This is a genomic window from Stenotrophomonas sp. 109824_Sma, from assembly GCF_056480025.1.
The window spans coordinates 1407496-1426975 of record NZ_CM151078.1; the positions used below are offsets into that span (position 1 = coordinate 1407496).

18 protein-coding genes are annotated in these 19480 nt (G+C 67.4%); 9 read left to right on the forward strand and 9 right to left on the reverse strand.

What is annotated here, in order from left to right; genetic code table 11:
- Positions 1 to 108: 108 nt before the first annotated feature.
- A complete protein-coding gene (locus ACZK1G_RS06520) occupies positions 109 to 1269 on the forward strand; it encodes an AAA family ATPase (protein WP_101765177.1) in 1161 nt (386 codons plus the stop codon).
- A gap of 45 nt (positions 1270 to 1314) precedes the next feature.
- Here ACZK1G_RS06520 and ACZK1G_RS06525 read toward each other — a convergent pair whose 3' ends face one another.
- From ACZK1G_RS06525 to ACZK1G_RS06535, 3 genes are read right to left on the reverse strand one after another with little or no spacing between them, the layout of a single operon-like run.
- A complete protein-coding gene (locus ACZK1G_RS06525) occupies positions 1315 to 2262 on the reverse strand; it encodes a DMT family transporter (protein WP_012479593.1) in 948 nt (315 codons plus the stop codon).
- Between the two features lie 34 nt (positions 2263 to 2296).
- The gene (locus ACZK1G_RS06530; RefSeq protein WP_101765178.1) at positions 2297 to 3127 is read right to left on the reverse strand and encodes a DUF72 domain-containing protein; all 831 of its coding nucleotides are present in this window, start codon (positions 3125 to 3127) and stop codon (positions 2297 to 2299) included.
- Positions 3124 to 3567, reverse strand: a complete 444-nt coding sequence (locus tag ACZK1G_RS06535; RefSeq protein WP_101765179.1) for a VOC family protein — start codon at positions 3565 to 3567, stop codon at positions 3124 to 3126. Before ACZK1G_RS06535 ends, ACZK1G_RS06530 begins: the two co-directional genes overlap by 4 nt.
- A 110-nt stretch (positions 3568 to 3677) precedes the next feature.
- Here ACZK1G_RS06535 and ACZK1G_RS06540 point away from each other — a divergent pair, with 110 nt between their 5' ends.
- From ACZK1G_RS06540 to agp, 3 genes are all read left to right on the forward strand, one after another.
- Positions 3678 to 5237 carry a serine hydrolase gene (locus tag ACZK1G_RS06540; protein WP_101765180.1) on the forward strand — a complete coding sequence of 520 codons (1560 nt, stop codon included), beginning with the start codon at positions 3678 to 3680 and terminating at the stop codon, positions 5235 to 5237.
- A gap of 199 nt (positions 5238 to 5436) precedes the next feature.
- Positions 5437 to 7269, forward strand: coding sequence for a multidrug efflux ABC transporter SmrA (gene smrA, locus ACZK1G_RS06545; protein WP_014036480.1), 1833 nt, complete (start codon positions 5437 to 5439; stop codon positions 7267 to 7269).
- Positions 7266 to 8477 carry a bifunctional glucose-1-phosphatase/inositol phosphatase gene (gene agp, locus ACZK1G_RS06550; protein WP_101765181.1) on the forward strand — a complete coding sequence of 404 codons (1212 nt, stop codon included), beginning with the start codon at positions 7266 to 7268 and terminating at the stop codon, positions 8475 to 8477. Before smrA ends, agp begins: the two co-directional genes overlap by 4 nt.
- 9 nt (positions 8478 to 8486) lie before the next feature.
- Here agp and ACZK1G_RS06555 read toward each other — a convergent pair whose 3' ends face one another.
- Both ACZK1G_RS06555 and ACZK1G_RS06560 read right to left on the reverse strand, forming a co-directional pair.
- Complete coding sequence (locus tag ACZK1G_RS06555) at positions 8487 to 9485, reverse strand: polysaccharide lyase (protein ID WP_101765182.1); 999 nt, start codon at positions 9483 to 9485, stop codon at positions 8487 to 8489.
- 144 nt (positions 9486 to 9629) lie between these two features.
- The gene (locus tag ACZK1G_RS06560; RefSeq protein ID WP_014036483.1) at positions 9630 to 11438 is read right to left on the reverse strand and encodes a DUF885 domain-containing protein; all 1809 of its coding nucleotides are present in this window, start codon (positions 11436 to 11438) and stop codon (positions 9630 to 9632) included.
- 112 nt (positions 11439 to 11550) lie between these two features.
- Here ACZK1G_RS06560 and ACZK1G_RS06565 point away from each other — a divergent pair, with 112 nt between their 5' ends.
- Both ACZK1G_RS06565 and ACZK1G_RS06570 read left to right on the forward strand, forming a co-directional pair.
- On the forward strand, positions 11551 to 11907 hold the full coding sequence (locus ACZK1G_RS06565) for a GFA family protein (RefSeq protein WP_014036484.1): 357 nt from the start codon (positions 11551 to 11553) through the stop codon (positions 11905 to 11907).
- A 32-nt stretch (positions 11908 to 11939) separates the two neighbouring features.
- Positions 11940 to 12719 carry a DUF4349 domain-containing protein gene (locus ACZK1G_RS06570; RefSeq protein ID WP_182474421.1) on the forward strand — a complete coding sequence of 260 codons (780 nt, stop codon included), beginning with the start codon at positions 11940 to 11942 and terminating at the stop codon, positions 12717 to 12719.
- 31 nt (positions 12720 to 12750) lie between these two features.
- On the opposite strand, the gene ACZK1G_RS06575 is transcribed toward ACZK1G_RS06570, so the two are convergent.
- The gene (locus ACZK1G_RS06575; protein ID WP_005415831.1) at positions 12751 to 13044 is read right to left on the reverse strand and encodes a hypothetical protein; all 294 of its coding nucleotides are present in this window, start codon (positions 13042 to 13044) and stop codon (positions 12751 to 12753) included.
- 68 nt (positions 13045 to 13112) lie between these two features.
- Complete coding sequence (locus tag ACZK1G_RS06580; RefSeq protein WP_101765183.1) at positions 13113 to 14057, reverse strand: LysR substrate-binding domain-containing protein; 945 nt, start codon at positions 14055 to 14057, stop codon at positions 13113 to 13115.
- A 115-nt stretch (positions 14058 to 14172) separates the two neighbouring features.
- Between ACZK1G_RS06580 and ACZK1G_RS06585 the strand changes: the two genes are divergently transcribed.
- The gene (locus ACZK1G_RS06585) at positions 14173 to 15045 is read left to right on the forward strand and encodes a DMT family transporter (RefSeq protein ID WP_101765184.1); all 873 of its coding nucleotides are present in this window, start codon (positions 14173 to 14175) and stop codon (positions 15043 to 15045) included.
- Between the two features lie 590 nt (positions 15046 to 15635).
- Here ACZK1G_RS06585 and ACZK1G_RS06590 read toward each other — a convergent pair.
- A complete protein-coding gene (locus tag ACZK1G_RS06590) occupies positions 15636 to 16532 on the reverse strand; it encodes a peptidylprolyl isomerase (protein WP_101765185.1) in 897 nt (298 codons plus the stop codon).
- 136 nt (positions 16533 to 16668) lie between these two features.
- On the opposite strand from ACZK1G_RS06590, the gene ACZK1G_RS06595 reads away from it, so the two are divergent.
- A complete protein-coding gene (locus ACZK1G_RS06595; protein WP_010486360.1) occupies positions 16669 to 17034 on the forward strand; it encodes a PadR family transcriptional regulator in 366 nt (121 codons plus the stop codon).
- On the forward strand, positions 17031 to 18020 hold the full coding sequence (locus ACZK1G_RS06600) for a sensor domain-containing protein (protein WP_049446272.1): 990 nt from the start codon (positions 17031 to 17033) through the stop codon (positions 18018 to 18020). The genes ACZK1G_RS06595 and ACZK1G_RS06600 overlap by 4 nt, the downstream gene beginning before the upstream one ends.
- Before the next feature lie 115 nt (positions 18021 to 18135).
- On the opposite strand, the gene ACZK1G_RS06605 is transcribed toward ACZK1G_RS06600, so the two are convergent.
- Positions 18136 to 19443, reverse strand: coding sequence for a polyhydroxyalkanoate depolymerase (locus ACZK1G_RS06605; protein WP_014036491.1), 1308 nt, complete (start codon positions 19441 to 19443; stop codon positions 18136 to 18138).
- Positions 19444 to 19480: the final 37 nt, after the last annotated feature.

A 19480-nucleotide genomic window follows, 5' to 3' on the forward strand; every position in this document is an offset into this window, starting at 1 on the left:
CAGGTAGATCCACGCCATGCGTGGATGCTTTTTCCGATTCACATTGCGTCGCAGTTCCTGCGATCAGAACCGGGCAGCATGACCTCTCTGTTTCCCCGGACACCGACCATGCTGCAGACCCTGGCCATCACCCACTATCGCTCGCTGCACGGGCTGGTACTGCCGCTGCAGCAGTTGAATGTGGTGACCGGTGACAACGGCAGTGGCAAGTCCAGCCTGTACCGCGCGCTGCGCCTGCTGGCGGAGACCGCGCAGGGCGGCGTCGCGGCGGTGCTGGCCCGCGAAGGCGGGCTGGGTTCGGCGCTGTGGGCGGGCCCGGAAAAAATGGACCGTCGGGTTGCTGTCGGCGAGATCCCCCTGCAGGGCGGCCCACGCCAGGAATCGGTGGGATTGAAGCTGGGCTTCACCACTGACGAATTCGGCTACGCCATCGATCTGGGCTACCCGCCGCCCAGCCGATCGGCCTTCGCATTGGACCCGCAGATCAAGGCCGAAGCGATCTGGGCGGGCCCGTTCCTGCGCAGCGCCAACCTGCTGGTCGACCGCCGTGGGGCGATGGTGCGGCAACGCCATGCGCGCGGCTGGGATCTCGTGGATGACCGGTTGTCGCTGTTCGACAGCCTGTTCACCCAGGTCGGTGATCCGCAGCGCATGCCGGAAACCATTGGCCTGCGCGAGTACATCCGCCGTTGGCGCTTCTACGATCATTTCCGCAGCGATGCCGATGCACCGGCGCGGCAGCCGGCGATGGCCACGCGCACGCCGGTACTGCATCACGACGGCCGGGATCTGGCCGCGGCCTGGGTCACCATCCTCGAGATCGGTGACCCGGTTGCGTTGGCACGCAGCGTCGACGATGCGTTCCCGGGCGCCTCGGTCGGCTTCGAGGAACTGGATGGCCGGTTGGCGCTGCGTTTCCACCAGCCCGGGCTGCTGCGGCCGTTGTCGATGGCCGAACTGTCCGACGGCACGCTGCGCTTCCTGCTGCTTGCTGCCGCGCTGCACACGCCGCGTCCGCCGCCGCTGCTGGTGCTCAACGAGCCGGAGACCAGCCTGCACCCGGACCTGTTGCCGGCGCTGGCACGGCTGATCATCGCGGCCAGTGCGCGCAGCCAGGTCTGGGTGGTGTCACATGCCAGCCGCCTGATCGCAGCACTGGAGCAGGCGCCCGGCTGTCATTCGCTGCACCTGCACAAGGAACACGGCCGCACGTTGCTGAGCGGGCAGGGCCTGCTGGATGCCCCGGCATGGCACTGGCCGCAGCGTTGATACGGCCATCCACGCCCGGTAGATCCACGCCATGCGTGGATGCACTCAATCGGCGATGTTGCGCGCCTCGGCCGTACCGAGGATCTCCGGGTGCTGCACCGGCTTGCGGCGGTTCAGCAGCGGATGCAGGAATACGGCGCCGACGATGATCGCCACGCCCAGGTAGAACCACGGGGTGACTTCGTGCTGCTCGCGCAGCAGCACCACCGCCAGCACCACCGCATAGACCGGCTCCAGGTTGGTCACCAGTTGCACCGTGTAGGCGCTCAGGTGGCGCAGTGCGACCAGAGCCAGGGCGAACGGCAGCAGCGTGCAGAACCCGGCCAGCACCAGCAGCAGGATGCCGTCGTGCAGATTCGGGACCACCCACAGTGGGCTGGCCAGCGCTGGCAGCAGGTAGGGCATCAGCGGCGCCAGCAGCGTCAGGGTGAGGGTGCCGGCACCCAGCTCCAGCGCGGTGACCGTGAGCGGATCGGCGTGGCTGACCATGCGCTTGTTGAGTGAGCCGAACACCGCCACCAGCAGTGCCGAGATCGCGCCGATCAACACGCCCAGGCGCATGCCATCGGGCACGCCACCGACCACCAGTGCCACGCCCGGCAGCACGGCCAGGCCGAAGGCGAGTTCACGCAGCTGGAACGGCCGCTTGGCCACCCAGGGCTCGATGATCGAGGTGAACACCGGCGCCAGCGCGATGCAGGTGGCGGCCACCGAGGCATTGGCCAGCTTCACGGCGCCGTAGAACGTCAGCCAGTGCAGGGCGACCAGGGCGCCGATGCCGGCATAACCGGCCACCAGCCGCAGCGGCAGCGTACGCAGTCCGCGCCAGACCCGCGGCAGCAGGGCCAGCATCGCCGTTACCAGCAGCATGCGCCACCACACCAGCGGCAGCGCGGGCAGCGTGATCAGCTTGCCGAGGATGGCGGTGACGCCCCACAGCAGGACACAGAAATGGATCTGCCACAGCGCTTTGCGGGTGTCGGGTGTGCTCATCCGCCTATTGTGAGGCAAGGCGATGACCGCAGCGCTATCCGCGTGAGGAATTGCGGGGGGCGTCCACCCGCCGCTGCAGGGCCATCGCCGCCGCCGGGTTGCGTGCCTTGCCTGCGCCGATGCACAGCAGGTAGACCTCGCGCGGGGTTCCCGGGGCCGGCCCGGCCAGGCAGGGCAGGTCATCCACCGGCTCGCCGCGGGACCAGCGCAGGGCACGTTCGGCCCAGCGCTGCTGCAGCGGCGCCGGCAGGCCTTCGTTCAAGCGGGCCTGGCTGCGCTTGATCCGCGCGTAGACGAAGCCGGCACTGACATCACCGTGCAGGGGCGTCTCGTCGCTGTCCTCGATCACCAGCGCCACGCCGTGGCGGCGCGCGGCAGCGACCAGCGCCGGGCCATGTGCCCCGGCGTTGCGCACCTCCAGCGCGTGTTGCAGCGGCACCCCCTCAAGCTGCTTCGGCAGCTGCGCCATCAGCGCGTCCAATGCATCGGCGTCGGCCGGATGGCGCGGATCGAACTGCCACAACAACGGGCCGAGCCGGTCACCGAGCGCCAACGCCGCTTCGAGGAACGGTGCGGCGGCCTCCACGGTGCTGGACAGGTCACGGCGCTGCACCAGGTAGCGCGGCGCCTTCATCGAGAAGCGGAAACCGTCGGGAGTCTGTGCGGCCCATTGTGCGCACTGGGCCGCAGTGGGCGTGCGGTAGAACGTGCCATTGATCTCGATGCAGCGCAGGGCGCGGCTGGCATGGGCCAGTTCCTCGCGCTGCGGCAGGTCTGCTGGATAGAACACACCGCCGCGCCATTCGGGAAACACCCAGCCGCCGATGCCGCAGCGGATGGCCGCCTGGCCGGCAGCTGTGGTCATTGGCCGTGGTCCGCGCGCCACGGATCGTAGCTGCCGAACCACCACAGGTAGCCTTCCGGGTCGGCGCAGGCGTAGCCACGGCCGCCGTAGTCCTGGTCGGCGATGTCGATGACGATGCGCGCGCCGGCGGCCTTGGCCCGGGCATAGTGCGCATCGGCATCGGTGACGATCACGCAGGCGCTCTGGGTCTGGCGTCCGCCGACCTCGTCAGGCATCACGGCATGCTGGTTCCACTCGCTTTCCTTGTTGACCGAACCGAGCATGATCATGCCGTGGCCGAAGGTGAGCTGCGCATGGAAGACCGTATCGCCATCGGCGTAGACGGCCTGGGCATGGAAGCCGAAGGCGCGCTGCAGCCAGCCGATGGCGGCCTGCGCGTCGCGGTAGCGCAGGCACGGAATGATGGTGGAGCCGCTGCTGGGTTGGCCGTTCTCGCCCATGACACCCCTCCTATGGCACAGGGCAGCGTGCGCCGCGGACCGTTACCATCCCGCGAAACCCCGGTGACGGCCTGCACACGGCCGCTACCCCTGTTCGGAGATCGTGCTGGATGAAAACCTGGATCGGAGGTGCCGTGCTGCTGGCGTGCACGACCATGGCGAGCGCGGCGACCCCGCCGCCGCTGCAGGACCTGGATGCGACCGTCGAGCGCGTGCGCGCGCAGTTCGACGTGCCCGGCATCGCCGTGGCCGTGGTCAAGGACGGCCAGGTGGTGCTGGAGCGCGGCTGGGGTGTGCGCGAGCAGGGCAAGCCGGAGCCGGTGCAGGCCGACACGCTGTTCGCGATCGCCTCCAATACCAAGGCGTTCACCGCCACCTCGCTGAACCTGCTGGCCGAGGACGGCAAGCTGAAGATGGACGACAAGGTGATCGACCACCTGCCGTCGTTCCGCATGTCCGATCCGTTCGTGACCGGGCAGATGACCATTCGTGACCTGCTGTCGCATCGCAGCGGCCTGAGCCTGGGCGCCGGTGACCTGCTGTTCTGGCCGACCACCTCCTACAGCAACGCCGAAGTGGTACAGCGGCTGGGCAAAGTGCCGTTGAAAGGCGGCTTCCGCGAGAGCTACGCCTACGACAACATCCTGTACGCGGTCGCCCAGCAGGTGATCGAGCACGTCTCCGGCATGAGCTACCAGCAGTTCCTGCAGACCCGCATCTTCGACAAGGTGGGCATGGCCGGTACGCGCTACAACGCCGACCACCTGAAGCCGGGCGACAAGGCGGCGGTCGGCCACGCCAAGTACGATTTCAAGGACCTGCGCACCGTCGCGCCGTTGACCTGGTCGAACAATGCCGGCGCTGGTGGCATCTATTCCAGTGCGCACGACATGGCACGCTGGATGCAGGTGCAGCTGGCCGAGGGCAAGCTGGCCGACGGCACCGCGCTGTTCAGCGAAAAGAGCCAGCAGCAGATGTGGCGGATGATCACCCCGCAGTCGATCCCGGCGCCGAGCGTGCCGGAGCTGGCACCGGCGCGGGCCAACTTTGCCGGCTACGGCGAAGGCTGGAGCCTGAGCGATTACCGCGGGCAGAAGCTGGTCTGGCACACCGGGGGCTGGCCGGGCATGGTTTCGCGGCTGACCCTGGTGCCGGGCGAGAAGCTGGGGGTGGTGGTGCTGACCAACCAGGAAGTGGGTGCGGCGTTCAACGCGATCACCCTGAGCGTGCTTGATGCCTATCTGGGCGGCGAGAAGCACGACTGGGTAGACGCCTATACCAAGGCCGTGGCCAAGGGCCAGGACAAGGCCGACGAGGCCTGGGCCAAGCACCAGGGCGCGCGCGACAAGGGCAGCAAGCCGTCGCTGCCGCTGGCCGGCTACACCGGCACGTTCCGCGACCGCTGGTATGGCGACATGCAGATTACTGCCGAGGGCAGGGGGCTGCGCCTGCGCTTCATGAAGACCGCGCAGCTGAGCGGCCGGCTGGAGCACTGGCAGCACGACACCTTCATCGTGCGCTGGGACGACCGTTCGCTCAACGCCGACGCGTTCGTGAACTTCAGCCTGGACCCGGACGGCAAGGTGAGCGAGGTGCGCATGCAGTCGATCTCCGACCTGACCGATTTCAGCTTCGATTTCCAGGACCTGCTGTTCACCCCGGTGAAATGACGCCGCCGGGCGTGGCCCGGCGCTGACGTTTGACGAATCCGATGGGTAGTGCCGGCCGCTGGCCGGCAACCTCATGATCCCCGGATGCGTCGCAAGGGTGCCGGCCAGCGGCCGGCACTACCGGAGCCGGGGCGATCATCGGCTGGCGTACACATCCGGCGTGGGATACTTCGCCGCTTGCAAGAGGCGAGGGAGTGCGATGTTCCGTTGGTTTGAATCCCTGATCCCGGTGTTCCCGCCCGTGGATGGGCGCATGCCACCGCGCAAGGTGCTGCCGTTCTACCTGCACTACCTGCGCCCGGTGTGGCCGGTGCTGCTGGCGACCCTGATCGCCGGACTGCTGCTGGCGCTGGTGGAAGTGGCGATGTTCGATTACCTGGGTCGCATCGTCGACATGGTCGCCGAGCAACCGGGGGCCGATTTCTTCAAGCGCCACGCCAATGAACTGGGCTGGATGCTGTTCATCACGGTCATCGCGCGGCCGATCCTGGTCGGCCTGCACAACCTGCTGGTCAACCAGGCCATCGTGCCCGGCCTGAGCAACCGCTCGCGCTGGCTGATGCACAACTACGTGGTGCGGCAGAGCCTGAGCTTCTTCCAGAACGATTTCGCCGGCAGCGTCGCCAACCGGGTGATGCAGACCGGCACCTCGCTGCGCGAATCGGCGGTGCAGATGGTCGATTCGCTCTGGTACATCGTGGTCTACACCGGCACCGCGCTGTACCTGTTCGCGCAGGCCGACTGGCGGCTGATGGTGCCGCTGATCCTGTGGCTGCTGGCCTATGCGGTGATCATGGTCTACTTCGTGCCGCGCGCGAAGGAACGGGCCTGGATCGCGTCCGAGGCACGTTCCAAGGCGATGGGGCGCATCGTCGATGGCTACACCAACATTCCCACGCTGAAGCTGTTCGCCCATGGCGGACGCGAGCAGGCCTACGTCGCCGAATCGATCCAGGAACTGGCGGTCAAGCACCGCGCGCAGACCCGGGTGACCACCGGCATGGACCTGACCATCGCCATCGTCAACGGCTTCCTGATCGCCGGTACCTGCGGGCTGGCGCTGTGGCTGTGGAACGGCGGGCACATCACCGTCGGCGCGATCACCCTGGCCACCGGCCTGGTGATCCGCATCCACAACATGTCCGGCTGGATCATGTGGACCATCAACGGCATCTTCGAGGACATCGGCACGGTGCAGGATGGCATCACCACGATCGCCCAGCCGCTGACCGTGCAGGACCGCGAGGATGCGGTGCCATTGCAGGTGACCCGTGGTGGCGTGCATTTCCAGGACATCCACTTCCACTATGGCAAGAAGGGCGGCGTGATCGCCGGCCTCGACCTGGTGGTGAAGCCCGGCGAGAAGATCGGCCTGGTGGGTCCTTCCGGTGCCGGCAAGTCGACCCTGGTCAACGTGCTGCTGCGCCTGTACGACCTGGAAAGCGGCCGCATCCTGATCGACGGCCAGGACATTGCGTACGTCACCCAGGAAAGCCTGCGCCAGCAGATCGGCGTGGTCACCCAGGACACCTCGCTGCTGCATCGCTCGATCCGCGACAACCTGCTGTACGGCCGTCCCGACGCGACCGATGAGCAGTTGCGCGCAGCCGTGGCCAAGGCGCGTGCCGAAGCCTTCATCGATACGCTGGTGGACGGGCAGGGGCGTCGTGGCTACGACGCGCATGTCGGCGAGCGCGGCGTGAAGCTGTCCGGCGGCCAGCGCCAGCGCATCGCCATTGCCCGCGTGCTGCTGAAGGACGCACCGATCCTGGTGCTGGATGAGGCGACCTCGGCGCTGGATTCGGAAGTGGAAGCGGCGATCCAGGACAGCCTGGACGAGCTGATGGGCGGCAAGACGGTGATCGCGATCGCGCACCGGTTGTCGACCATCGCGCGCATGGACCGGCTGGTGGTGATGGACCAGGGCCGCATCGTCGAGACCGGCACCCACGCCGAGCTGATTGCAGCCGGTGGCCTGTACGCGCGGTTGTGGGCGCGGCAGACCGGTGGTTTCGTGGCCGCCGATCAATGATTGCGCTGCTGTTGGCACTCAGCCTGGCGACCACGGCCGCAACTGCGGCGCCGGCCCCCATGCAAGGCGACCAGCTCGAGCAGGTGGTCCTGCTCAGCCGCCACAACCTGCGCGCGCCGGTGGTGGCATCGGGCGCGCTGGCCAATGCCACGCCAGAGCGCTGGCCAGGCTGGGACGTTGCCTCGGGCGCGCTGACCACCAAGGGCGGCGTGCTGGAGGTCTACATGGGCCGCTACATCGGCCAGTGGCTGCGCCAGGCACAGCTGCTGCCGCCGTCGGATTGCCCGCAGCCGGATGACTTCCACGCCCATGCCAACAGCCTGCAGCGCACCCAGGCCACCGCGCAGTTCTTCGTTGCCGGTGCCTTCCCGGGCTGTCATTTTGCGTTCGAGCAGCGCATGCCGCTGGGCACGATGGACCCGCTGTTCAATCCGGTGATCCACCGCGATGACGCGGCGTTCCGCGCACGTGCGGTGTCGGCGATGCAGCAGGCGCTGGCCGCATCCGATCTGGCTCCGGCGCTGTCCGTGGTGGAGGCGATCACCCGCTATCCGCAGTCGGCGGCATGCAAGGGGCGCAGCGACTGCCATCTGATGCTGGCCGACACGACCTTCAATGCGGAACCGGGCAAGGAGCCACGCGCGTCCGGTTCGTTGGCCCTGGCCAGTGGACTGGTCGATGCCCTGTTGATGGAGCACTACCAGGGAAGCGGTACTTCGCGCGAAGGTTGGGGCCGCTTGAACACGGAAGGCCAATGGCAGGCGTTGGCGCAGATCCGCAACCGCTACCAGGACATCCTGTTCGGAACGCCCGAGGTGGCGCGGGATGTGGCCGGACCGTTGCTGGCACGCGTGGAGGCGTTGTTGGAAGATCCCGCATCGCCGAAAGTGAGCCTGCTGGTCGGTCACGATTCCAATATCGGTTCGGTGCTGGCGGCGTTGGGCATCAGCGACTACAGCCTGCCGGGCCAGTACGAGAAGACGCCGATCGGCGGCCTGCTGCAGTTCGAGCGCTGGCGTGACCGCCACCGCGGCGAGGAACGGATCCGCCTGGCCTACGTCTACCCGACCACCGCGCAGCTGCGCGATGCGCTGCCGCTGACCAACGCGCAGCCGCCGGGCCGCGTCGCGCTTCGTGTGCCGGGGTGCGCGGCGCAGGGCTGCACCGTCGCCGAGTTCCAACGCCTGCTGCATCCGGCAGCGCGCTGAGGTACGCCGCTAACGCAGCGGCGCGCGCACGATGCCATGCGTGGCCATCAGCGTAAGGTCGCCGCCCAGCCGTGGCGAGTGGAACGGGCCGCGTGCATGCGCGGCGTCGAACAGGCCGCCATCCGGTGATCGCAACCGGTAGAACTCGACCCAGCCGCTGGCCTGCAGGGGCAGCTGTGCAACGCCGGTGTGTTGGTTGAACCACGCAGGGTCCTTGCTGCCTTCGACGACGCGGCGGGCAAGGCGGTCGATGGCGTGATCCCTGCTGGCGTACCAGTCCTGGCCGCGCAGCCGCGCCAGCTCAGCCATCATCACCAGCGGCGCCAATGCGTAGTCGTGGTAGTGCAGGGCACGTTGCCCGCGCGCCATCTCCAGCGGCAGGCTGCCATCGTCCTGGATGTCATCGATGCCCTTCTGGAAGGCGGAGTGGCCTGCCTGCCACAAGGCCTCGTCACTCGTGGCCAGGCCGGTGGCCAGTACGCCCAGGCCGCCCCAGTAGTAGTGGTTGTTGCGGCGCCGTTTCGGGTTGTCCCAATACGCCAGGTTGGCCCGTGCCAGCTTCTGCAGCCAGGGGTCGATGCGCGCGCGCTGCTGCGGGTTGGCCTGGTCATGCACCTTCAGGTAGGCCATCGCTAGCGCATCGAGCATCCACTGCCGCATGTAGAACGACTGATCGTTGTTGACCCGGATCATCTGCCCGAGCATGGCGCCATCGTCGGCCCACGCACCCAGCCAGGCCAGCGTGCATTGCGCCGCCGCCCGGTCACCGGTGCGCAGGTAGTCATCGCTCATGCGCGCCACATCGGCGGCATAGCGGTCCAGCGGCGCGGTGGCGTCCTTGTTCTGCTGGTGCAGTACCGGGTCGATCACCGAGCCGGCCTTGTCGGTGTAGTAGCCCAGGGCGTGGATGTCGGGCTGTCCCGCCGGTGGCGGCGGGCAGGCAGCGCAGGCACCCGCACTGGCCAGCAGCGCGGGCAGCAGGGCGAGGCGAAGCAAGGGGAGCGACATGGAAACCGGCGGAAGGGGGAGCCCGGCGAACGATGCGCCTGGCCATGTTGCCGGCATGTGATGCGGCGATGGCGTGGCGATCCTGCACAAACAGAACGGCCCGGGTTTGCCCGGGCCGCTCTCGTTCAACTCACACCTGCGCGATCACTCGATCGGCTGGTCCAGCATCAGCTGGCGGGCGAAGCGCACCGGCGGTGCGCCGTAGGACAGCACCTGGTCGTGGTACGCCTTCAGGTTGAACTTGTCGCCCAGCTTTTCCTGCACCGCCTTGCGCGTATCGAAGTGTTCCTGAGCACCGACGAAGTAGGTCGGCAGCTGCGCCGAGGTCAGCTGCGCGCGCACCCACTTGCCGGCGGCTTCGCTTTCCTGCTGGAACGCGTCGTGGGTCATCAGGTGCATCGCCTTCTCGCGATCCCAGTTGTCCACGTGCACGCCCTGGTCGAGGATCGCGTTGGAGATCGTGCGCAGGTAGAACTTCAGCTGCACCAGGTGGAACAGCGGGTCGTTGTTGAGGTAACCCTGCTCCTGCATCATGCGCTCGGTATAGACCGCCCAGCCTTCAGCGAACAGGCCCGAACGCAGCACCGCACGCAGGGTCGAGGGGAACTTGGCCGAGTGCCAGCCTTCCAGGTAGTGGCCCGGGGTGCCTTCGTGGATGCTCAGCAGGTGGATCATGCGCGAGTTGTACTCACGCAGGAACGAGTCGACCTGCTTCTCGTTCCAGTCGTCCGGAATCGGCGACACGGCGTAGAAGGTCTTCAGGTTCTTGTCCAGCGGGCCCGGCGAATCGCAGTAGGCCACAGCCACGCCACGCTGGAATTCCGGCATCAGGATGATGTCCACCGGCGCATCGGGCAGGGTCACCAGATCGTGCTCGCGCACGAACGCGGTGGACTGCTCCAGCGCGGCCTTGGCGTCGTCGACTACCTTGTCGCGCGCCGGCTTGTCGGCGTAGGCCAGTTCCAGTGCCGCCTCGATCGCCTTCTGCTGCTGCTCGTCGGTCGGCTGGGCCGGCATTTCCGGCGCACCCGGCTTGTCCTTCAGCACGGTCTGCGCGATGCCGTACATGTCTTCGCGCACGCGCTTGAGTTCGGCGCGTGCACGCTCACCGATCTCCTGGCGCGACAGCGAGGAGCTCAGCGCGAACTTCAGCTTCTGGTCGTACTTTTCCGCACCGATGCGGAAGTCACCCTTGGCGTTCGGCACCAGGGTCTTGTCCAGCCAGGTCTGCTGTTCGTCCACGGCCTTCTTCAGGCCGTCGATGGCGGCCTGCAGGCGCTGCTGGTCGGCCTGCGGCAGTTCACCGATGTGCGGGGTGATGAAGGTATCGACGATGCTGAGGATGCCCTTGTTCTGCTTGGCCACCGTCTCGGCGTGGATCTTCGGCACGCGGGCCGGATCCAGGTTCTCGCGGGCCTGGGCGAAGATCGCCGGCAGCTTTTCCATGCGCGCGGTGGCCGACTTCAGGCGCTCCGGCAGCGGCGCGAACTCGCGGGCCATCAGGCCGTAGATCGCGCTGCCGGCGATGCCGTTGTACAGCTGCGGGTCCCACTTGCCGGACTGCAGCACTTCGGCGTTCCAGATCTCCGACTGCAGCTGGTTGCGCAGGATCGCTGCGTCCACCTGGTTCTCGCGGCCCAGCTTGGCCACCTCGATCTTGTCCAGCTCGCCCAGCAATGCCTTGTAGGCGGCCACGGTCTTCTGCTGGCCGGCGGCACTCAGGTCATCCAGCTCGCTGTCGTAGCGGTGGTCACCGATCTGGGTGGCGCTGACCGGCGAGAGCTGCATCCAGGTGTCCAGGGCGCGCTTGGACAGGTCGGCGAAGGCGGCATCGACCGCCGCGTCACCGGCCTGCTGGCTGGCGGCCGGGGTGGAACCGTTGGTCGGGGCGTCGGCCGGCTGGCAACCGGCCAGGGCGGCGACCAGGGCGAGGGCAAGAAGATGCGGGCGCATCGGCGTTCCTGTACAGGGTCAAACCCCGAGCATAGGCCCCCGGGGCTGCTTTGTCCCCGTGCCATAGGATTACCATGGGCGCAGACAGGGACTCTCCAGCGGAGCGCAGGACATGGAATACCAGGGAAGCTGCCATTGCGGCAGGATCGCATTCACCGTACAGGCCGGGACGCCGATCAGCGACGTCATCGACTGCAACTGCTCGATGTGCCGCCGCCGCGGCAGCCTGCTGTGGTTCGCCCCGCGCGAGGCGTTCCAGCTGACCACCGATCCGGCGGACGTGGCGACCTATCATTTCAACAAGGCGCACATCGATCACCACCACTGCCGCGAGTGCGGCATCGCGCCGTACAGCGAAGCGGTCGACCCGCGCACCGGTACGCCGATGGTGGCGGTGAACGTGCGCTGCGTGCCGCAGGTGGATCTGGCCGGTCTTTCGGTGACCTCCTACAACGGGGCCGCTCTGTGAGGTCGCTGCGCGCGTGGACGCGCGTGATAGCGATGCCGGTACTGCTGCTGGCACTCGTGGCCTGCGCCAGGAACGGCGAGCGCGCGGCAGAGGCCGGCGCGACTGCGGCCGATGCCGCTGTCGCGTCGCCGGAAGGCGCGTTCCTCGCCTACGAACATGACGTGCAGGTGCAGCTGGAGGCGGCGCAGATCGCACCGCGCATCCAGCAAATCGCACAGGCCTGCCAGAGTGCGAAGTTCGGCGACTGTGCGGTGCTGCAGGTTGACCAGCGCAGCGGCGAGCAGCCCAGCGGCGAGGTCAAGGTGCGCATCGCGCCGAAGGGCGCCGAGCCGTTGATCGCGATGGCCGGTGAAGGTGGAAAACTGCAGTCGCGCAACACGCGCGCCGAAGATCTCGCGCAAGCCGTGGCCGATACGGCACTGACCAAGGCGCGGCTGGAGAAGGAACATGCGCGGCTGCTGTCCTACCAGGACCGCAAGGACCTGAAGATCGAAGACCTGATGGCGATCACCACGCGCCTGTCGGAGATCGAAGCGGGCGTCGAGCAGGCCAACAAGGATGCCGCCCAGCAGCGCCGGCGCATCGATACCCAGCTGGTGACGATCCACTTCGACACCACCTCGGGCCAGCGCAGCCGCAGCGAGATCGGTGAGGCGCTGAGCGAATCAGGCAGCATCCTCAGCACCAGTATTGCGTTCCTGATCCGCGCCGCGGCCGCGCTGCTGCCGGTGGCGGTGCTCGCCCTGATCGCGGCCTGGGGAGTGCGGGCGTGGTGGCGTCGCCGCCGCCGCACGCTGCCGCCCAGCCTCTGAGGTGAAGGTTGATGCCGGCAACCCGCTGGCATCAACCCTCGTCGGTTTCGTATTCCACGAACACGTCCAGCTCCAGTGCCAGTTCCTGCACGGCATCGCGCACCTTCTGCGCGGTGCTTTCATTGCCGACTTCCACTTCCAGTTCGTGGATGCCCGGGCCAATGTCATCGGACAGCCCGGCCGAACTGGAATCGTCGTCGTCCATGTGCGGCATCAGGTCGTCGGTTTCCTCGACATGTTCGATGCCATCCAGGCCGAGCAGCAGGTCGCTGATCGCGCGGGCGTCGTCTTCGGTTCCGGTGATGCGCAGTCGCAGCATGGCCATGGCGTCGATACGGTGTGGGGTTGCCTGCAGCCTAGCCAGCGTGAAGCAAAGAACGGGTGAGGGCGCAGTCAGCCGTGCGTGGCCGGGCGCCCGAGCAGGCTTTCCGGCAACGCGGGAATCGGCGTGCGTTCGTCCTGCGCCTGCTCCAGCAACCAGTCGATGAACAGGCGCGCGGCGTGGCTAGGCGGTTGTCCTTCGGCATGCACCACGTGATACGCGTAGCGCGCTTTCAGCGCCGGGCCGGGCAGGCGCACCACCTCGTAGCGCTGCAGGTAGGGCTGCGCGATGTGGGTGCGTGCCAGCACCGCGCCCATGCCGTACACCGCGGCACGCATCGCATCGGTACTGTCGGCGAAGGTATGCATCGGCGGCAGCGGCGAGGGCGGGCGCACGCCGGCATGACGGAACCAGTCACGCCAGCCCTGTGGCGAAAGGTCGGTCAACAGCGGCAGGTCAGCGATGCGCGCCGGATCGACCAGCGTTTCGACCCCGGCCAGCGCCGGTGAGGCCACCGGGAACAGGTAGTCATCCATCAGGTGCTGCGCACGCAGGCCGGGCCACTGGCCCAGGCCATAGCGGATGCCGACCTCCGGCCCGTTGTCGTCGTAGCGGTCCAGGCCGCTGCCGGTATGCAGCTCGATGCGGATGTGCGGATGGGCCTGGGTGAAACGCGGCAACCGCGGCAGCAGCCAGCAGTACGACAGCGAGCGCAGCGTGGTGATCCGCAATGGCACGCTGTCCGCGTCCGGGTGCAGATGGTGGGCGACCGCCGCGACATCGGTGAAGGCGGCGCTGGCGGCGTCGGCCAGCTGCCGGCCCTCGGCGGTCAGGCGCACGCCGCGGGCATGGCGCAGGAACAGCCGGGTATCCAGCACCTCCTCCAGGCGGCGCACGTGATGGCTGACCGCGCTTGCGGTCAGGTGCAGCTCCTGGGCGGCCTGGGCGAAGTTCTGGTGGCGCGCGGCGACCGCGAACACGGCCAGTGCGGGGAGCAGGGAAGGGCGTAGCTGCATGTTGAGCCTCAAACCATATTTGTGGCTGGCAGCGATACTACGCGCTTGTGCGGCGGGCGTCTGCGCCCGATCCTGTCTGCCTTGGCGAGGAACAGACGATGGACGGAGGCAGGGCATGAATGCGGTCCCACAGGTGGCCGAGCGCGACTGGCGCACGCCGCTGGAATTGACCCTGCTGGGCGCCATCTGGGGCTGTTCCTTCCTGTTCATGCGGGTAGCGGTGCCGTCGTTCGGCCCGTTCGCGCTGGTCGAGGTGCGGCTGGTGCTGGGCGCGCTGGTGCTGCTGCCGTTCCTGTGGCGCGCCCGCGCACAGTTTCCGCCGCGGCGCTGGCTGTGGCTGGCGCCGATCGGCCTGATCAACTCGGCGCTGCCGTTCGTGCTGTTCGCCTATGCCGCCGAACAGGCACCGGCCGCGATCGGTGCGATCTGCAATGCGATGACCGTGCTGTTCGCCGCGCTGATCGCCTTCCTGTTCTTCGGCGAGAAGATCGGCATGCGCCGCGCTGGCGCGTTGCTGGTCGGCTTCGCCGGCGTGGTGGTATTGGCCACGGCCAAGGTCTCGGGCCTGAGCATCGGCACCGCCGTACTCGCCGGCGCCGCTGCGTCGCTGCTGTACGGCCTGGGCGTGAACCTGGTGAAGCGGCACATGACCGGCCTGCCGTCGGCGGCAGCTGCGGCTGCGACGCTGTCGTGTGCCTCACTGTGGATGCTGCCGATGGCGGTGACCCACTGGCCGCAGGCGGCAATTCCGCTGAAGGCGTGGGGCGCGGCGATCGCACTGGGCGTGGCCTGCACCGGGCTGGCGTTCCTGATGTTCTATCGTTTGATCGGCCGTATCGGTCCGTCACGCGCGTCGACGGTGACCTACCTGATTCCGCTGTTCGGTGCGGCGTTTGCGTGGTTGTTCCTGGGTGAGCCGGTGACGCTGCAGATGCTGATTGCGGGTGCGTTGATTCTGGGTAGCGTGGCGGTGAGTCAGAAGGGCTGATGCGTTGGCGTTTTGCGCGTGGCGCGTGCTGAAGGTGCTTCATCGTTCATGGGCGTCACTTTTCTTTGTGCGCAAAGAAAAGTAACCAAAAGAAACGTTCCGCCGGTCACGAGCCGATGCGCGTTGCGCATCGGTGCCCTGCGCTCCTCGGCCCGTCGAGGGACGGCACGGGAACTCGCTGCGCTCAGACACCCGCGCCTCTTCGCCCTCGCCGGACCTGCGGTGCTCGGCTCGCTCAAGGCGGACCCAGATCAAAGGCCACAGCTGCACCCAGTAGATCCACGCCATGCGTGGATGCTTTTGCGGTTGATCTTGACCTTCCAGTCCGCTTTGAGCGAGCCGAGCATCGCAGGGGAATCAGGGGCGAAGAGGCGCCGATGTCCTGTAGAGCCGACTGTTAGTCGGCTGACTTCCTCGCGCCGTCCCCTGATTCACCGAGAAGCGCAGGGGACCGGCGTGCGAAGCACGGCGGCTCGCAACCTGGCGGCGCGTTTCTTTTGGTTACTTTTCTTTTCGCGCGAAAAGAAAAGTAACGCCCATGAACGATGAAGCGCCTTCAGCACGCGCCACGCGCAGAACCTGCGACGGCGCTACTTCACCGGCACCGGAACATTGCAAAGATCGATATGCCCCGCCGGGCGCTTGTAGAAATCATCCACGCGATTGCGACGCGCCTCCACCGTATCGGCGAAGGTCTTCGAGTCGGTACGCAGCACCTGGATCGGGGTGCGCTCGGCTGCCGGCACGTCGCTGGCACGGTGGATCGACACGATCGGCGTACGCAGCTTCGGGTCGGTGTAGAAGCCCATCGGCGCCGGGCCGCGCGGGGTTGCACTGAGCAGTTCCATGCCTTTCAGCACGCGGCCGACCAGGGTGATGTTGCGGTCCAGCTGGCGCGGCGACTGCCCGGTCACCACGTACAGTTCGGCACCGATGCTGCTGTCTTCCTCGTTGCTGCGGCCGGCGCCGAGCATACCGTAGCAGTGCGCCAGCCAGGCCTTGCCGGCCTGCGGGTCCTGGCCGACCGGGAAGCCGTCGACGAAACCGGTCTGCGCGGCCCAGCCGTCGCGATCCGGCAGCACGCTGACCTTCAGGCCGGCGCTGGCGCGTTCGAATTCAGCCGGCAGCTTGCGCGCGGCACTACCGAACGGCTTGGCCTTGGCGGCGTCATCGGCGTCGGCATCACCGAACTGCACCACGAAGTTGTCCTGCGAGCGGTAGATGCTGGTGCCGTCCCAGAAGTGCTCGTGGGCGAAGGTCTGGATGTTGGCGACATGGCGCGGGGCGAATTGGGGCGCCAGCTCGATGATCACCCGCCCGGCCGGCAGGTCCATGTACAGCAGGTTGGCCGGGTCCGGGGTGCGCCAGTCGCTGGCCGCCGACGCGTCGAGGATCTGCTGCGGGCTGCGGTAGGGCGTGGCCGCGCTGGCCAGGGCGGGCAGCAGGCAGGCGAGGGCGGTCAGGGCAAGGCGACGACGGTGCGGCATGGGAACCCCGGAACATGAACGAGGCTTCGATTCTGCGCGAGCGGCCCGGCCACGCCAACCGGCACGATGACTAACGACACATTCGCTATACCGAACTTCGTACTAGTGTGGACTTCAACGTAGTGGAGGGCCGGCCATGTCCGAGGACGATGTCCACCTGAAGAAGTTCCAGAAGGAGCTGAGCGCCGGAACGGTGTCGCTGGCCCTGCTGGCGGTGCTGGCCCGGGCCGGCGAGCCGCTGTACGGGTATCTGATCGCGAAGGAACTGGAGCGGGTGGGCGAGGGCGTGCTGAGCGGCAAGCAGAGCGCGCTGTACCCGGTGCTGCGCAACCTGGAGGGCGCCGGGCTGCTGGAAAGCCATGTGGAGCCGTCCAGCAGCGGGCCGCCGCGGCGCTACTACCGCATCAACGAACGTGGCCGCGACGTGCTGGCGCAGTGGCGCCAGGCCTGGCAGGCCACCCGCGATTCCGTCGATTCCGTGTTGGAGGGGGTACCGCAATGAACGACCCGAGCCTGGCAGGCCGAGCCCTGCCGACCACCATTCCACAGTACCTGACGCAGCTGCGCGCGGCGCTGGAGGGCGCCGATCCGGCGATGGTGCAGGACGCGCTGTACGACGCTGAGGAGTACCTGCGTTCGGAGCTGGCCGCGCAGCCGGGCCGCAGCGAGGCCGAGGTGATCGCCGACGTCGCCGGCAGCTATGGCGCACCGGACGAAGTGGCCGAGATCTACCGCGAGACCGAAGTGACCGTGAACCGCGCGCTGCGTACACCGCGTGCGGATACCGCGCCGGTGCTGCGTGCGGCGGCCGAAGCCAGTGGTGTCGAGCCCGCCGCGCCGCCACCGGCGCCGGTACAGCGCTCGCTGCTGGCCCGCTTCTTCGGCGTGGTGGCCGATCCGCACACCTATGGCGCGCTGTTCTACATGCTGCTGTCGCTGGCCACCGGCATCTTCTTCTTCACCTGGGTGGTGACCGGCCTGTCATTGTCGCTGGGCCTGCTGGTCCTGATCATCGGCATTCCGCTGACCGTGCTGTTCTTCGGCTCGGTGCGCGGGCTGGCGCTGCTGGAAGGGCGGCTGGTGGAAGCGCTGCTGGGCGAACGCATGCCGCGCCGTCCGCGCTATACCGACCGCAGCCGCACCTGGCTGCAGCGCGTCGGCGACATGTTCACCGATGGCCGCACCTGGCTGACCCTGCTGTACTTCGTGCTGATGCTGCCGCTGGGCGTGGTCTACTTCACCATCGCGGTGACCCTGCTGTCACTGTCGCTGGGCCTGATCTGGGCGCCGGTCGCGGCGATCTTCAGCGGCGACATTCCGGGCGTCTACGTCGACGGCGTGAACGTGCTGCCGATGGCGGCCTCGCCGCTGGTAGCGATCGTGGTTGCCGCCGTGGGCGCGTTGCTGCTGCTGCTGACGATGCACCTGGCACGCGGCATCGGCAAACTGCATGGGCTGATCGCCAAGAACCTGCTGGTGCGGTTGTAAGCGGTCAGGGGTCATAGCCCTGTTCGCAGAACAGGGCTATGACCCCGGATCCGATCGTGCTGGGGTCAGAGCCCTTTCCGTTGGAAAGGGGTCCGACCCCGGGTCGGGCGGGGCATTACCCCGCCTTGCGCCGCAACGGGGTCACGTTGCTCTTCTTCTTCGTGGCCTTCGCCGCCGGGGCTTCGGCATGTGCGGCGAAGAAGTCGCGCACCTTCGGGTACACCACTTCGCGCCAGCGACGGCCGCTGAAGATGCCGTAATGGCCGGCACCTTCGACGATGAAATGCTCGCGGCGGTCAGCCGCGATACCGGTGCACAGCGCCTGCGCGGCTTCGGTCTGGCCGAGGCCGGCGATGTCGTCCAGCTCGCCTTCGATGCTCAGCAGCGCGGTATCGCGGATCGCCGACGGATCGACCTTCTCGCCGTTGACCACCCACTCGCCACGCGGCAGCAGGAAGTCCTGGAACACCACGCGGATGGTGTCGAGGTAATACTTGGCCGGCATGTCCAGCACCGCGTTGTACTCGTCGTAGAAACGACGGTGCGCGTCGGCGTCTTCCAGGTCGCCCTTGACCAGGTCGGTGTAGAAATCCCAGTGCGAGCTGAAGTGGCGGCTCGGATTCATCGACAGGAAGCCGGCATGCTGCAGGAAGCCCGGGTACACGCGGCGGCCGGCGCCGGGATAGCTGGCCGGCACGGTGTGGATGACGTTGTTCTCGAACCACGACAGCGGGTTCTGCGTGGCCAGGTTGTTCACTGCGGTCGGGCTGCAGCGTGCATCGATCGGGCCACCCATCATCACCAGCGTGCGCGGCGTCGGTTCGCCACGGCTGGCCATCAGCGAAACCGCAGCCAGTACCGGCACGGTCGGCTGGCAGACGCTCACCACGTGCAGGCGCTCCACGCCAAGGTGGCGGATGAACTCCTGGATGTAGGCGATGTAATCGTCCAGGCCGAATTCGCCTTCGCTGGCCGGCACCATGCGCGCATCCACCCAGTCGGTGACGTACACGCGGTGGTCGCGCAGCAGCGTGCGCACGGTATCGCGCAGCAGCGTGGCGTGGTGGCCCGACAACGGCGCCACCACCAGCACGAACGGCTGGTTGAGCATGGTGTGGAGCTGGTCGGCTTCATTGCTGTGGCGCTTGAAGCGCAGCAGCTTGCAGAACGGCTTGCTCACTTCCTCGTGCACGACGATTGGCACGCGCTCGCCATCGACGTCGATTTCGTTGATGCCCCACTCGGGCTTCTCGTAATCCTTGCCGATGCGGTGGAAGAGTTCATTGACCGCTGCCAGGCGATCGGCACCGGGCATCTGCGACCACCAGTGGCCCTGGTTGGCGAAGAATTTGGCGTTGGCCTGGGCCTGGTGCACCCAGGGGGCGAGCAGGTTGCGGGTCAGTTCGTGCAGTTGATAGAGCATGACGACCGAATATGTATGGTCATATGTTGCCGCGCAG